At 54.5% G+C, this 13,977-nt stretch carries 11 protein-coding genes; 9 read left to right on the forward strand and 2 right to left on the reverse strand.

All coding sequences use genetic code 11. From position 1 onward, the window contains the following. Positions 1-44 precede the first annotated feature (44 nt). From DOM36_RS02670 to DOM36_RS02710, 9 genes are all read left to right on the forward strand, one after another. A complete protein-coding gene (locus DOM36_RS02670) occupies positions 45-1,388 on the forward strand; it encodes an HAD hydrolase-like protein (protein WP_110641200.1) in 1,344 nt (447 codons plus the stop codon). A gap of 35 nt (positions 1,389-1,423) precedes the next feature. Further along, the gene (locus DOM36_RS02675; RefSeq protein ID WP_110641202.1) at positions 1,424-2,470 is read left to right on the forward strand and encodes a 3-deoxy-7-phosphoheptulonate synthase; all 1,047 of its coding nucleotides are present in this window, start codon (positions 1,424-1,426) and stop codon (positions 2,468-2,470) included. 49 nt (positions 2,471-2,519) lie between these two features. Next, a complete protein-coding gene (gene galE / locus DOM36_RS02680; RefSeq protein WP_232823709.1) occupies positions 2,520-3,518 on the forward strand; it encodes a UDP-glucose 4-epimerase GalE in 999 nt (332 codons plus the stop codon). A 29-nt stretch (positions 3,519-3,547) separates the two neighbouring features. After that, positions 3,548-4,564: a phytanoyl-CoA dioxygenase family protein gene (locus tag DOM36_RS02685; RefSeq protein ID WP_110641204.1), complete on the forward strand. Its 1,017-nt coding sequence runs from the start codon at positions 3,548-3,550 to the stop codon at positions 4,562-4,564. 276 nt (positions 4,565-4,840) lie between these two features. Further along, the gene (locus DOM36_RS02690; RefSeq protein WP_110641206.1) at positions 4,841-5,818 is read left to right on the forward strand and encodes a KpsF/GutQ family sugar-phosphate isomerase; all 978 of its coding nucleotides are present in this window, start codon (positions 4,841-4,843) and stop codon (positions 5,816-5,818) included. A gap of 20 nt (positions 5,819-5,838) precedes the next feature. Next, positions 5,839-8,217 carry a hypothetical protein gene (locus tag DOM36_RS02695; RefSeq protein WP_110641208.1) on the forward strand — a complete coding sequence of 793 codons (2,379 nt, stop codon included), beginning with the start codon at positions 5,839-5,841 and terminating at the stop codon, positions 8,215-8,217. A gap of 61 nt (positions 8,218-8,278) precedes the next feature. Beyond that, on the forward strand, positions 8,279-8,935 hold the full coding sequence (locus DOM36_RS02700) for an acyltransferase (protein WP_110641211.1): 657 nt from the start codon (positions 8,279-8,281) through the stop codon (positions 8,933-8,935). Between the two features lie 252 nt (positions 8,936-9,187). Then, positions 9,188-10,354, forward strand: coding sequence for a nucleotide sugar dehydrogenase (locus DOM36_RS02705; RefSeq protein WP_110641213.1), 1,167 nt, complete (start codon positions 9,188-9,190; stop codon positions 10,352-10,354). Positions 10,355-10,726: 372 nt separating this feature from the next. Next, complete coding sequence (locus DOM36_RS02710) at positions 10,727-12,037, forward strand: glycosyltransferase family 2 protein (RefSeq protein ID WP_110641215.1); 1,311 nt, start codon at positions 10,727-10,729, stop codon at positions 12,035-12,037. A 498-nt stretch (positions 12,038-12,535) separates the two neighbouring features. Here DOM36_RS02710 and DOM36_RS02720 read toward each other — a convergent pair whose 3' ends face one another. Then, positions 12,536-12,829 carry an antitoxin of toxin-antitoxin stability system gene (locus DOM36_RS02720; RefSeq protein WP_110641217.1) on the reverse strand — a complete coding sequence of 98 codons (294 nt, stop codon included), beginning with the start codon at positions 12,827-12,829 and terminating at the stop codon, positions 12,536-12,538. 79 nt (positions 12,830-12,908) lie between these two features. Continuing rightward, positions 12,909-13,916 carry an L-idonate 5-dehydrogenase gene (locus DOM36_RS02725; protein WP_110641219.1) on the reverse strand — a complete coding sequence of 336 codons (1,008 nt, stop codon included), beginning with the start codon at positions 13,914-13,916 and terminating at the stop codon, positions 12,909-12,911. Positions 13,917-13,977: the final 61 nt, after the last annotated feature.

The raw sequence follows: 13,977 nt of genomic DNA on the forward strand, positions 1-13,977 counted from the left end.
TACCAAGTAGTTGAATTCATTTCAAATTAAATGTTGGGGTTTATATGGAAAAAGTGGCTGCGTTAGTGCCGTTGAAGTTGAAGTCTCGTCGGCTTCCAAATAAAAACTTTCTGAGGTTAGGCGATCGTCCGCTATCTTACCATGTGTTTGACGCATTAGTTAATGTGCAACACTTGTCTAAAATTTTATGTTATACCAGTCAGCCGCAAGTGTTATCACTTTTGCCAAATTCTGTCGAGCTTCTTATGCGCCCCAAGCGACTTGATGGCGATAATGTGAAGGCAAACGAGCTTTTTCGATTTGCTGTTGAGCAAATTGATGCAGACATTATAGTGCTATGTCATGCCACTGGCCCTTACATTAAAAAAGAGTCGATTACTAAGGGGGTGGAGGCTGTGATGTCAGGTGATTATGATTGTGCCTTTGCGGTACAAAAGCACCAGACATATGCATGGTACGATGATAAGCCTCTAAATTATAAGCCACATGACATGGCTCAAACTCAGGATTTGGCCCCGGTCTTTACAGAAACTAGCGGCTTTTATGTATTTCGAAAAGAAGACTATTTGAAGAATAATACTCGAATATCGGGCAAGCCTTTTTTAGTTGAGGTTGATTTTAAGGAAGCAGTTGATATCGATGAGCCGAAAGATTTTTCGTTGGCCACATTGCTTCACGATTACGATCCACAAGCACAGACATTTTCAACTGATGATTTTTTTATAAATCTTGCAAATGATGATGTGCCTTTCAAAAATATTAAGCATATTTCTTTTGACATGGATGGTGTCCTTATTGATTCCCTTCCTGTGATGGAGCGCGCTTGGCAAAAAGCCATGGATGCCACTGATCAAAATATCGAATTTTCTGAATACAAAAAACATATTGGCATTCCTTTTTATAATATACTTTCGGAAGTAGGGTGCGATACTGCTACCTTTTCGAGGGTCAAAGAAGTGTACGATGCATCTTCTTCCTCTGAAGTTGGGCATGTCGTAGTTTTTGAGGGTATTGTTCAGGCTTTGAAGCAAGCTAAAGAAGCTGGGCTTTTGGTTTCGGTAGTTACATCGAAAACCAAAAAAAGAACCGCTGACATTCTAAATTATCACTTTTCTGATGTTAGTTTTGACATTGTTATAAGTCCTGAAGATGTACCATCGGGTAGGGGCAAGCCTAATCCTGATCCGCTACTACTGGCATGCATCCAGCTGGGCGTAGATCCATACAATACTATCTATGTAGGCGATATGGATTCTGATCGGCAAACCGCGCAGCGAGCTGGTGCTCATTTTGTCCACGCGGCTTGGGGTTTTGCTGATTTGAAAGATGTTAAAGAGATGTGGTTTAACAAGATTGAAGATATGATGGATTATATTCTGTCTGAATGATTTTTAATACAACATCTAACCCGTGTGAGATTGTTATGGAATTAATGGATCAGAATATAATGGGCTTTAAATCTATTTTACCCCCTAAAGAACTAAAGGACGCTATGCCTATAACTGAGCGCGCTGCCAATACAATATGTAAGGGTCGCTCAGATGTTAAAAAAATATTAGCTCGTGTTGACGGCCGTCTTATTGTCGTCGTGGGACCTTGTTCAATTCATGACACTTTTGCTGCACTGGATTATGCCAAAAAGCTTAAATCTCTTAGCTGTGAACTTGAGGATAGGCTGCTGATAGTGATGAGGGTTTATTTTGAAAAGCCTAGGACTGCCGTTGGCTGGAAGGGGTTGATTAATGATCCGCACTTAGACGACTCGTTCGAGATTGAAGAGGGGCTAAAACTGGCTAGAAAGCTTCTTCTAGATTTGTCTGAAATCGGGCTTCCTTTAGCCACAGAAGCCCTCGATCCTGTTTCACCACAATACTTGCAGGATTTGATTAGTTGGTCGGCAATTGGGGCTCGTACAACAGAGTCTCAAACGCATCGTGAAATGTCTTCAGGTCTTTCTTGTGCTGTGGGATTTAAAAATAGCACTGACGGAGGCTTGGATGTTGCGATAAATGCGATTAAATCCTCTATGCATCCCCATAACTTCTTAGGGATGGATGAAAATGGTCAGATTTCTGTCGTCTCAACAAAAGGTAATAGTTCTTCGCATGTGATTTTGCGCGGGGGTAATAATGGCACCAACTATGATTCCGTTAGTGTTAAAAGGTGCGAAGAAAAATTGTCCGCCGCCGGGCTAAGTCCTAATATAATGATTGACTGTAGCCACGCTAATGCATTGAAAGATCCGGCTAATCAACCTTTAGTAGCCGATAATGTCGCAAATCAAATTCTGGAGGGGAATCACTCGATAATAGGCTTGATGCTGGAGTCAAATCTTGAATGGGGGGCGCAATCGCTTTCCGAAGATCCTTCCAAACTCAAATATGGTGTATCTATTACAGACGCGTGTATTGATTGGTCAACAACAGAAGAACTTCTGCGATCTTTGCATTCGAAGTTATTACATCGTTAAGCAGATGTTCGTTTTCGAATGCTTTTTGCATAAAATGAGCTGATTTTTGATGCTGCAAATGAAACCTGTTTTGATTATCGGTGGCTGCGGATACATAGGCTCGCATATGGTCAAACAATTGACCACTGCCGGGCACCGAGTCGTCGTGCTGGATGATCTTTCGACAGGCTTTGAAAACGCCATTGTCGAGGATAATGTACGATTGGTTATTGGCGACGTCGGTGATCGTAGATTATTGGATTCTCTGTTCAGCGATGAAAAGTTTGACGGTGTGCTGCACTTTGCATCTCTGATCCAGGTTGGCGAATCGGTAGTCGAGCCGGCTCGGTACTACCGCTCCAATGTCGCCAAGACCTTGACGTTGCTGGAAGCGATGGTTGAGCATGATGTCGGGCCTTTGATCTTCTCTTCGACGGCGGCGGTTTTCGGAGAGCCTGAATACAGCCCGATCGATGAAGGGCACCGCCAGGCGCCTATCAATCCTTATGGCGCCAGCAAGTACATGGTTGAACGGATGCTGGAGGACTTCGATCGCGCATACGGATTGAAGTCAGTGGCGTTGCGCTACTTCAATGCGGCGGGCGCCGACCCAGAGGGCCACATCGGCGAGCGGCACGATCCCGAAACCCACTTGATTCCCCTGGCGCTGCATGCGGTACTCGGTGCGAGGCCTCCCTTGAAGGTCTTTGGCAGGGATTATCCGACGAAGGATGGAACCTGCATTCGCGACTACATTCATGTCACGGATCTCGCTGAGGCGCATTTACGCGCCCTTGAGTATCTATGGGCAGGTAACCCGACGACGCGATTCAACCTGGGTAATGGTAATGGCTTCAGTGTTCAGGCAGTGCTGGATGCCGTTGAGCGCGTTACCGGCCAGCCGGTGCCTTACGAAGATGCGCCCCGGCGAGCAGGGGACCCCGCCAATCTGGTAGCGGATTCCCGCGCTGCCAAATCAATTCTGGGTTGGAACCCACGATATGCGGATATCGATACAATCGTCGCGCATGCCTGGGCTTGGGAACAAAAGCGCGTCAAACTCACGTAATCCCCGCCTCTGCCATTGAGGAATCCGTAATGAAATCCTGGACTCGATATCCGATCTGGTTTGGTGAGCTTTTCACTGGCGCCAAGTCATTCGCCGCTAATCCATTGCTGGGGAGCGAGCGCCTGAATCGTTATGGCCTGCATGCTGCTCGGGTATGGTCTGCCTATTGGATGTCTCGGCTACGGATGGCGATGCTGTCAGGCGGTGTGCCAAAGACGGATCGGGAGCAGTTCCAACGCTACGGGTACGTACTAAAAGAGAATTACCTGTCGGATGAGACGTTCCAGGCGTTGCTGAACGAAGTACGTCAGTATTCGGGCGAGATCCGCGAGTGTTGCCAGGGCGATACCAACACGCATCGGATTCTGCTCGCGCCGGAAGTGGTCGAGCAGTTACCGACGCTGCGGTCGGTTCTGGACGAAGCCAGCCTGAAGCGGCTGTTCCGTTACTGCGCAGGGCACGCGCGCTTGCCGATCTGCCATATCGAGAACGTGCACAACGGTAGCCGGGATAGCATGACGGAGCGCGATCCGCAGAAGAACCTGCACGTCGATACGTTCCAGCCGACCATGAAGTTCTGGCTGTACCTGGAAGACGTGACGGACGAAAACGGCCCCTTCGTGTTCGTGCCCGGTTCCAATCATCCCCATCGCGAGCGTTTGAAGTGGGAATATCAGATGAGCCTGCGGGCGAAGGAACATGCGGACCGCTACACGGCGCGGGGCTCGTTTCGGGTAAGCCAGGAAGAGGCTGAACGATTGGGCGAGGGCGGGCCAAAGCCGTTCCGGGTCAAGGCCAATACGTTGCTGATCGCCAATACCTTCGGCGTCCACGCGCGGGGCAATGCGGAACCGGGCAGTTCGCGTTTGGCGTTATGGGGCATGAGCCGCACCAATCCATTCCTGCCGCTGCCAGGCTTGGGGTTCGATTACTTCAATCGGCTTCAGTATCGCGTCCTTCAGCGCATGCGGGCCCAGGAAGACAGGAAAGCCGCGGCCAAGGGCGGTCAATCTTCCTGGCATGTCATCGACCGGCGTCAGATATGAGATAGATCCATTGCGCCGGCGGTGAAAGCACGCCGTTGAGCCAGTCTTGTTCCTTTAAAAGCAACCTTGATGGTTGCTTTTTTTGTGCCTGAAATTCACCGCCTGGCCAGACCGAATGAGAGATTTCGTTGGCAACGAGTCACATCGCTGACATGTAACGGCAATAGAACCGTCATCTTTCTCTGTCATCGTTTCTTCACGCTAATGCCATAAGGCGCTCTGGGTGAGTGCCTGGCGAAAGCCATTTGGCACGGCAGATTACGAGAGGAGAACGATATGGAGATCGTCACCCCACTGAGAGGGGCGCCTTCACCGGCCAGCAGCGAGTCTCTGACGCTGGCGCGGCGCGTGTTCGAAGATCAGGCCCGCGCGTTGGACGCGATCGGTGAGTCACTCAACGAGGCGTTTCTCGAAGCTGTAGAGCTGATCTTGTCCTGCACGGGCAAGGTCATCGTCTGTGGGATGGGCAAGTCGGGGATCATCGGGCGGAAAATCGCGGCGACACTGGCTTCTACGGGTACCCCTAGCTTCTTCGTCCATCCGGGCGAGGCCTATCACGGTGATCTGGGGATGATCGGCGGTGTCGATCTGGTGATCCTGATCTCCTACAGCGGCGAGACGGACGAGGTCATCAAGCTCATCCCCTATCTACGCCACATAGAGGCCAGAACGATAGCGATCACGGGCCGCACCGACTCGACCCTGGCACGGAGCGCGAATGTTCATCTCGATGTCTCCATCGAACGGGAAACCTGCCCGAACAATCTCGCACCGACGACGTCGACCACCGCGACACTGGTGATGGGGGATGCCCTGGCCGTGGCCTTGATGAATCGTCGGGCCTTCATGCCCGTCGATTTCGCGCGTTTTCATCCGGGTGGTTCCTTGGGGAGAAGGCTTCTGACCCTGGCCAGGGACGTCATGCACGATGTGCCATGTCTCCCGGCCGAGGCATCGTTTGACCATATAGTGAATAAAATCAGCCAGGGCGAAAGGGGGATCGTTTGTATAGTTTCCCCTCGGTCTGAACTGTTGGGGGTCATTACCGATGGTGATCTTCGGCGTGCCATCGAGAAGTTTTCGGTAACCGACGCTCTGACCGCGCGAGACATCATGGGGAGAATGCCCGTCACGGTGGCTGGCGATGTCAATCTCCACGACTGCGAACTTCTGATGCGCGAACGCAAACTGACCTCGTTGATCGTCGCCGAGTCGGGTAGGCCGCTAGGCGTTATCAAGAGTTTTGATGCCTGAATCACTCCGAGTCCATTCCCATGAGTAAAACGACCAAGTTCTTCAAGCATCCGGTTCTATTTTGGCAAGACGCTTACCGCAAGAAGCAGGCTGGAGAGAAAGCCCGAAAGAGTGCGCTCACGACATTGCCTAAAGGCGATGCGACTGCGGTAATTAGTCATGGCAACAAGAGCGAACGATTCATACCTGACTGGTACCGGCCCGAGGCGGGATACGAGCTGAAGCTGGCCATGGAATCCTCCAAGCCGATATTCCTCTACATACCCTGGATCGCCGAGCATACCAACACGCTGATCGACAATATCCAATCCGAAGAGGACTATACGCTCGCGCCGTTGGATTTTGTTGCGGACCTGAATACTCATCGAAGAGAGGTGTTGAGATTCGCACGGGAAAACCCGGACACTTATCGGAAAATGATCGTTCGGCGACTGATCCCGCTTCGCCCAAAGCTCGCGGGCATCATCTTCACGTTTGACTGGGCACCCGTCATGCGGGTCATTGCCCATGTCTGTGAAGAGCTTTCCATACCGAGAATTTTGATTCCTCATGAATCGGTATTCGTGGATAAGACCAAATACTATTGGGATCCCAAATCCTATGCCTCACAGCCGTTGGCCGATGTGATCCTGGGTTGGGGGGATTTGCAGAAGTCGATATTCGTGGAGCGGGGATATCCGGCCTCTCGGTTCTTCAGCGTCGGGGCGCCCAAATTCGACAAGTACACCGAGTACCTGCCCAATCTCAGCCGGCCTCAGTATTTTCGGCTCTTTGGGCTGTCACCAGCGCAAAAGACCGTCCTGTTTGCCTCTCAGCCGCTCGATTCCCAGTTGAACATGAGAGTCGCGCGCGAGTCGCAACGCAAGGCCATTGGCGATCTTTTGACTGCCTGTGAGTCGCTGGAGTATCAATTGATCGTGCGGCTGCCACCCTCCAAAGACAACATCCTGGGGGCCGGGCTGGAGAAACGGCTCGTGCTTTCTAGCTATGCCGCTATCGATGATGCACTTTGCTATCTGGTCCCCCCCGAGGAAGCGATCTACCATAGTGATGTCGTGGCGTCGGTGAACAGCACGATGATGTTCGAAGGCTTTCTGATGGGTAAGATGCCGCTGTCCACCAAGTATGTCGATTTCGATCAGATCTGGGCGCCTTGTCGCTTTCCTTTGGCCACCAACCTCGTCGAGATCAAACGCCATCTCGAGACTTATCTGGCAGAAGGCTTCGTCGCTGATCAGGCGGGTATGGAATGGGCGGCCTCCCAGTTCTCCAACGGCAGTTTCGACGGCCGCTCTACGACGCGGATACGGGACTATCTTATCGAGGCCGCCAGGCCAGGCGTCTTGACACCCCAGCTCTCGCCACTGAACAAGGTGTTCAATCGGGAACGCGTCGATATCATCGCCATCCCCTCTAGCGATGCGACCTGGCATGGCGTTCAACGCTATTTGCTGCCGATGTTGAACGCCAATCAACGCATTCAGAGCAATCAGGGAAAGGCTTCCATCATCGAGCTGGCTTCTGTCGATCTGTTCGTTCAGTGGGGCATTACGGAGAAGCTCGAGAAGAAGAAACAGATGGAGGCGAGAAACGCGCTCGGCCGTGAACTAGTGATCCTTGAGGACGGCTTCATTCGCTCGGTAGGTATCGGGCTTTCCGGGGAACCGGGATTGTCCATCATTCTGGACGATACGACGTCCTACTACGATGCGACCAAGCCTTCTCGGCTGGAAAGGTTGCTGCAATCGGGCCCCGAGCTTACGGAACAGGAGATGGTCAGAGCGGAAGCGCTGATTGCCAAGATCGTCGAAGGCCGTGTTTCCAAGTACAACCACGCTCCCGATGCGCCGCTGTCGATAGGCAATCCGCAGAAGCTGAAAATCCTGCTCCTGGATCAGCGTCGTGGTGATCAGTCGGTGGTGTCGGGAATGGCCGATGAAGCCACATTCCGCAAGATGTTGCAGGATGCTATTCATCATTATCCAAATCACGATATCCTCATCAAACAGCATCCCGATGCGATTACTGGCGGCAAGGGCAGTTACTTCGATAATCAATCGCTCGCTTTCATCAAAAATGTCGATAATGTTTTTTTGATCGATTTCGATATCAATCCCCATGCGTTGTTCGATGTCGTTGAAGAAGTCCACGTCGTGACTTCCGGAATGGGGTTCGAAGCGTTGATGGCCGGTAAAAAAGTGCACTGCTATGGCATGCCATTCTACGCTGGTTGGGAGCTGACCGAAGATCGGCTCCAAATTTCTAGGCGTTCTAGACAGAGACGATTAACCGACGTCTTCCATTTTGCCTATGTCGATCTATCCCGATATTACAATCCCGATCTTGGGAGAGCTTGTGATCTGGAAGAAGCCATCGATTATATTGTGCTACATCGGTAGCCATGGCCCGATACGCTTTTTTTCATGACAGTGTAAGCCGTGCAGCTTACGAGGGGGAAAGTTGGTCGAGAACGAGACGCTCGTCGAAGAAGTGAAGCCCGCTGAAAAAAAGGAGAAGTCTCTTGTCGTTCGCGGGCGAGGAACGACGAACATCATTAAAGGGCGTAACAATCCTCGGGTAGTCAAGAGAGCCAGCGTGAGATTTCTTGGCGTCAACAATACCCTGATCATCGGTGCCGGCGTAAACATGGTAGATGTCAGGGTATTGTTCAACGGCAACGATTCCGTTATCGAAATTGGCCCCAGGTGCAAGATTAATGGCAGCCTGATCGTGAAGTCCGGATCCCGTATTTCGATCGGCGCAGGAACCAAATTCAACAGCCAGGAAGCCAGAGTTCATTGTGGAGAACCTGGGACCAGCATCGTTATCGGTAAGAAATGTCTTCTGGCCTCTGTGAGATTCAGGACATCCGATCAACACGCTATTTATGATGTCGCTTCCGATGAAAGAATTAACCCGGCAAAGGACATTGTTGTCGAAGACGACGTATGGATAGCGGAGAACGTCTATGTCTATAAAGGCGTTACGATCGGAGCTGGCAGTGTGGTTGGCGCGAGATCTACGGTATTGAAGTCGTTGCCGGGTGGATGCCTTTGTGTGGGAACACCGGCGCAGTCTGTGAGAGAAGGCATTTATTGGAAAGACAAGTTTGAGTGAAGAATACCCTGCGATAACCAACGCCCAAGTACTGGCGAAGGGGTACGTCTTCAGCGACTTGGCCCTGCGATCTGATCTGGAAGGAAAGCGCAAAGGCTTAGGCTCATAAGAACGCCTAATTCCGGTCTCGGACGAGTCTGCTAGAATGGCGCATCGTTTCAGGGGCGCTCGTTTGAGCAGGCGCTGGATCATGAATGAGGTCGCGAGGCGGGTAAGTGTCGGCCCGCTTCAATCGCAGGGAGAGGCGTGAGTATGAAAATAGCGGTAGCCGGAACCGGCTATGTGGGGCTTTCCAACGCGATGCTGCTGGCGCAGAACCACGAGGTCGTCGCCGTCGATATCGTCCCCGCCAAGGTCGAGATGTTGAACAACCGGGTTTCGCCTATCGAGGATACCGAGATATCCGCCTTTCTTGCGCGGGGAGATCTCCAGTTCTCGGCCACGCTGGATGCGGAAAAGGCGTATGCCGACGCGGCGTTCGTGATCATCGCCACGCCGACGGACTACGATCCGATCACCAACTATTTCAATACCTCGAGTGTCGAGTCGGTCATCGAGAAGGTCATGGCGGTGAACCCGCAGGCGACCATGGTGATCAAGTCGACCGTTCCGGTGGGCTACACGGGCGAGGCCTCGACCCGCTTCGGAACCGACAACCTGATTTTCTCACCGGAATTCCTGCGCGAGGGCAAGGCGCTTTACGACAACCTGCACCCCTCCAGGATCATCGTGGGCGAGCGTTCGGCGCGTGCCGAGACCTTTGCCGAGCTGCTCAGGGAAGGGGCGGTCAAGCAGGACATCGATGTGCTGTTGACCAACAGTACGGAAGCCGAGGCGATCAAGCTGTTCGCCAATACCTACCTCGCCATGCGCGTGGCCTATTTCAACGAACTCGACACTTACGCCGAGACGCTCGGCCTGGATGCGAAGCAGATCATCCAGGGCGTCGGGCTCGATCCGCGTATCGGCCACCACTACAACAATCCGAGTTTCGGTTACGGCGGGTACTGTCTTCCCAAGGATACCAAGCAGCTGCTGGCGAACTACGAAAACGTGCCCAACAACCTCATCGCGGCGATCGTCGATGCCAACCGCACGCGTAAGGACTTCATCGCCAAGTCGGTGATGGAACGACACCCCAAGGTGGTCGGCGTGTATCGCCTGATCATGAAGTCGGGGTCGGACAACTTCCGTGCCAGCGCCATGCAGGGCGTCATGAAGCGGTTGAAAGCGAAAGGGATCGAGGTCGTCGTCTACGAACCCGTACTCGAAGAACCGACGTTCTTCAATTCCGAGGTGATCGCCGATCTGGCGGCGTTCAAGTCCCGTTGCGACGTAATCCTGGCCAACCGGCTGACCGACGAGCTGAGCGACGTCATCGACAAGGTCTATACGCGCGATCTCTTCGGTGGTGACTGACCGAAGCCCGCCGGAAGCTCGAATGACTCTGTGAAACGCTCGGCTGACGCGCGTTCTTGAAAAGCCACCTTCGGGTGGCTTTTTGGGTTTTCAGGCCTGGCTTGGGGGCAAGCGCCAACCTGGAAACTGTCGGGCGGGTTCAGGCGCGCGAAGAATATTCCAAAGTGATTATTCAGCGAGCTTATCTTGAGCCGCAACATAAGTGCTAGAGAAACCATCTTGCCGGTTATTGGGCGTTACGCGATGCTGCTATGCGCTTTTTCACCTCCCAGGCCGTTTTTCGGCTCTCCCGGATCTGGCGCGTTCTAGCCGTCGATATCCACCATGATTTTAATAACAGTCAAGCGCCATGGTGCTTGAGGGGCTCCATTCATGAAACCGCTTTTTAAAGTCTGTGCCGTTGCCAAGGATGAGGGCCCTTACCTGGCGGAGTGGGTCTTTCACCATCTCCATTTTGGTTTCGATCTGATTCATGTCTACATCAATCGCACCTCGGACGCCTCGTCAGCCGTACTGGAGCGAATCAATCGTTCTCATCCCCAGGTGACGTTCGAATTCATCGATTGGGTCGATCTTTGCGATCCCGCCGTCAGCGCCAAATTACAGACCATCGCCTACGCCAGGGAGCTCGACCGCTCCCGCCAGCAGCACGTGGATTGGCTGCTGTTTCTGGATATCGATGAATTCTGGACGCCCAATGATTTTTCCACCACCGTTGACCGCTTCGTGGCGACAACGTGTCGTGACCGGAAGCCGGCCCCTATCTGCCACTTGTGGCATTGCGAACTGGGGCAGCACGCGCCGTTTACGCCCCTGCAGCGGGGCGCGGGCTACGAAATGTCTTCGCATTTAAAGACGCTGATTCCGCTCGAGGGCGTCGAGATAAAGCACGTGCGGGTTCATCATCCGATTTTCGGAAAATCGGTGGTGCCAATGGGTGCGGATGGCACGCCGATGGTTTTCAACGAGAAGCAGCCGGAGCTGGCGGATAGCACCGCCATTCGCCCCATGAGTGCTTACGTCATTCATCGCATGTACCGCTCCGAGCAGGAATACATGGCGATGATGCTGCGCGGCCGTCCCTCCCAGAGAAAGCAGTTGAAGTTGAATCGGCCGGGCTATCGATCGCACCGGAACGTCTCCGTGCGCCACCGTTTCTTCTGGCCTGAAGAGCCATTCCGGGACTACGATCTGGCACGCCGTCGCTTCCTGGAAGCGAACGATATCGACAGCATTATCAGCCAGGATCGGCGCGCAATTCTCAAGAGGGCGGGTCTCGCTGTCTCGATGATCAAGGAACTGCTCGAAACGCCGGATCGCGACCGTGCCATCGCGTTTCTGAGAGGCACGCGCCATGCCGTCGTGGCAAGCGGCGAGGCGCCGGCCCCAGCACCGGTGGCGATTCCGCCCGTCGCTTCCGAAGGGCAACTCCCGACCCAGTCAGCTCAAACCGAACCCGTTCAACCCGAAACGGTTCAATCCGAACTGGCTCAACCGGAACCGGTTGAGATAGAGGCCATGCGGCCCGAGCCGGCCCAGCAAGAAGCGTCCCAACCAGACTCGGCACTATCAGAGCCGGCCCAGCCGGAGCCGATTCAGGCCGAGCGCGATGCCGAGAGGTTACCCCCCGTCGAAACGAGGAGACGGCGTTCCTGGTTTGCAGCGCTGGTAGGGAGGTCTTAAATGAGCGGATATCAAGAAGAACGATTGCAGGACAAGCGGTAGCTGGCGCGTCGACTTTTCAGGCGCGACTTCAGCAACAAAGCGGCCTTGTCATCCACGACCGTGAGGCTAGCCCGCCGGCGGATGAGAATCCTTGGCACGGATTGCTGGACGAAGAATCATGATGACGTCCGAATCGGTTTCGGTGCTGCGAGTGAGCCTGTCGAGGCAGGCGCGCCGGCGCCCTCGAGGGCGACGTCGAAGGACTCTGAGACCGGGTCTGCTCAATAATACGGATTGTGTGGTGCGCCTCCAGCGCGCGCCTGGAAGGCCTCAGCGCTGAGAGTGTTCATCCTGGATGGGTGGCCACTGGGGGGAGGTATGGGCCAGAGCCAGCACCCAGACCGTCTCGCCATCGAGTTCGTAGACGAGGCGATAGCTCTCGTGGGGGATTGTCCTCCGCTATGTAAACTACAATGTCCTGCCGGTCGGCCCAGGCTTCCGGAGTCCATATCACCTTCACTCGCCGACCTCATCGATCTGGCGCAGCAGGGCCGTCCGACGGGCCGCCGCTTCGGCTTCGAGCTCATCGTTCGGACGGCCACGACCGGCCCGCATCGAGGCCCGGGCCTTTTCCACCTTCCTGCGTAGAAATTCATCGCGCTCGCGCGCTTCGCGCTGGCGTTCGACGTACTCCCGCATCAGTTCGCGGGCGACCTGCGACGCCGGTCGGTGGACGGCGTCGGCCTCGGCCATGAAGGCTTCGCGTAGCTCGCGTTCGAGCTTCATGGTGAATACGGATTGTTTGGTCATGACGGCCTCTGCTGGTCGCTTCCAGGTACTGACTAAGAAGTACTGACTAAGAAGTACTGACCTAGTATGTACGTTGTGGCTACCAGAGCCGTATCAGCACCTTGCCTGATACCTGGGCATCCTTGGCGACCGCAAACGCTTCGACAGCGTCGTCAGCGTTCATGGCATGGGTAATGACCTGATCGAAGCGCGCGTCGCTATCGAGCAGGGCGATGGCGTCATCGACCTCGTCGTTGAAGCGGAAGCACCCTCGTAACTGAATCTCCTTCGAGATCAGCAGCGCCAGTTCCAGCGGCTGCGGGCCGGCGCCCATCATGCCGATCTGCGCGATCACCCCGGCGCGACGTACTGCACGGATGGCGGTGTCGATCGAGGCCGGTACACCGGAGCACTCGAGAGCAACGTCGCACGACTCCGGGTCCGGGGTCTGCTCACCGATACGAATCGTATGGTGCACGCCCAACGCCCGCGCTCGCTCCAGCGGTCCCTCGTGTACGTCGGTCGCCGTTACCTCGCGTGCCCCCTTGGCCAGCGCCGCGGCGGCCACCAGCAGACCGATCGGTCCCGAGCCACAGACCAGTACCCGTTTACCTTCGACGCCGCCGGCGACATTGATGCCGTGCAGTGCCACCGCCAGCGGTTCGGCCAGTGCAGCACGCTTGAGCGGCAGGGTTTCCGGCAAGCGACGAATCGTGTCGCGTTTCATCACCAGGTATTCGCTCATCCCGCCCTGGGTGTGCGGCGTGGTGGAGGCAGAGCCCAGATAGCCGCCGTTCGGCCACAGATGCGGTTGGCCTTCCAGGCCCGGCTGACATTCACCGAAGGTGGCGGGGTGGAAGGTCACCGGCGTTCCCGGTGCCAGCTCCCCCTTGGGGTCGAGGTCGACGGTGCCCGAGAGCTCGTGGCCGGGGATCAACGGCTCGCGCACCACGAAAGCCCCATTGGCGCCGTCGTGGTAATAGTGCAGATCGGAGCCACAGATACCGCCCCAGGCGATGCGCACGCGCACCTCGTCTTCTTTCGGCTCGGGCGTTTCCCACTCCTGCTCGCGCAGATCCTGCTTGCCGTGTATGACCAGCGCTTTCATGACGATCTCTCTCCTGTTGGGTTAGCGGTCGAGGCCCAAGTCATTACTACGCTCTGTCTGA

Source organism: Salinicola sp. CPA57 (assembly GCF_003206035.1).
Lineage (GTDB): Bacteria > Pseudomonadota > Gammaproteobacteria > Pseudomonadales > Halomonadaceae > Salinicola > Salinicola socius.

Excerpts from the sequence above, each read along its gene's own strand:
- DOM36_RS02695 (WP_110641208.1), top strand. The coding sequence starts at position 5,839 with ATGAGTAAAACGACCAAGTTCTTCAAGCATCCGGTTCTATTTTGGCAA.
- galE (WP_232823709.1), top strand. The coding sequence starts at position 2,520 with ATGCTGCAAATGAAACCTGTTTTGATTATCGGTGGCTGCGGATACATA.
- DOM36_RS02685 (WP_110641204.1), top strand. The coding sequence starts at position 3,548 with ATGAAATCCTGGACTCGATATCCGATCTGGTTTGGTGAGCTTTTCACT.
- DOM36_RS02705 (WP_110641213.1), top strand. The coding sequence starts at position 9,188 with ATGAAAATAGCGGTAGCCGGAACCGGCTATGTGGGGCTTTCCAACGCG.
- DOM36_RS02690 (WP_110641206.1), top strand. The coding sequence starts at position 4,841 with ATGGAGATCGTCACCCCACTGAGAGGGGCGCCTTCACCGGCCAGCAGC.
- DOM36_RS02725 (WP_110641219.1), bottom strand. The coding sequence starts at position 13,916 with ATGAAAGCGCTGGTCATACACGGCAAGCAGGATCTGCGCGAGCAGGAG.
- DOM36_RS02670 (WP_110641200.1), top strand. The coding sequence starts at position 45 with ATGGAAAAAGTGGCTGCGTTAGTGCCGTTGAAGTTGAAGTCTCGTCGG.
- DOM36_RS02710 (WP_110641215.1), top strand. The coding sequence starts at position 10,727 with ATGAAACCGCTTTTTAAAGTCTGTGCCGTTGCCAAGGATGAGGGCCCT.
- DOM36_RS02675 (WP_110641202.1), top strand. The coding sequence starts at position 1,424 with ATGGAATTAATGGATCAGAATATAATGGGCTTTAAATCTATTTTACCC.
- DOM36_RS02720 (WP_110641217.1), bottom strand. The coding sequence starts at position 12,829 with ATGACCAAACAATCCGTATTCACCATGAAGCTCGAACGCGAGCTACGC.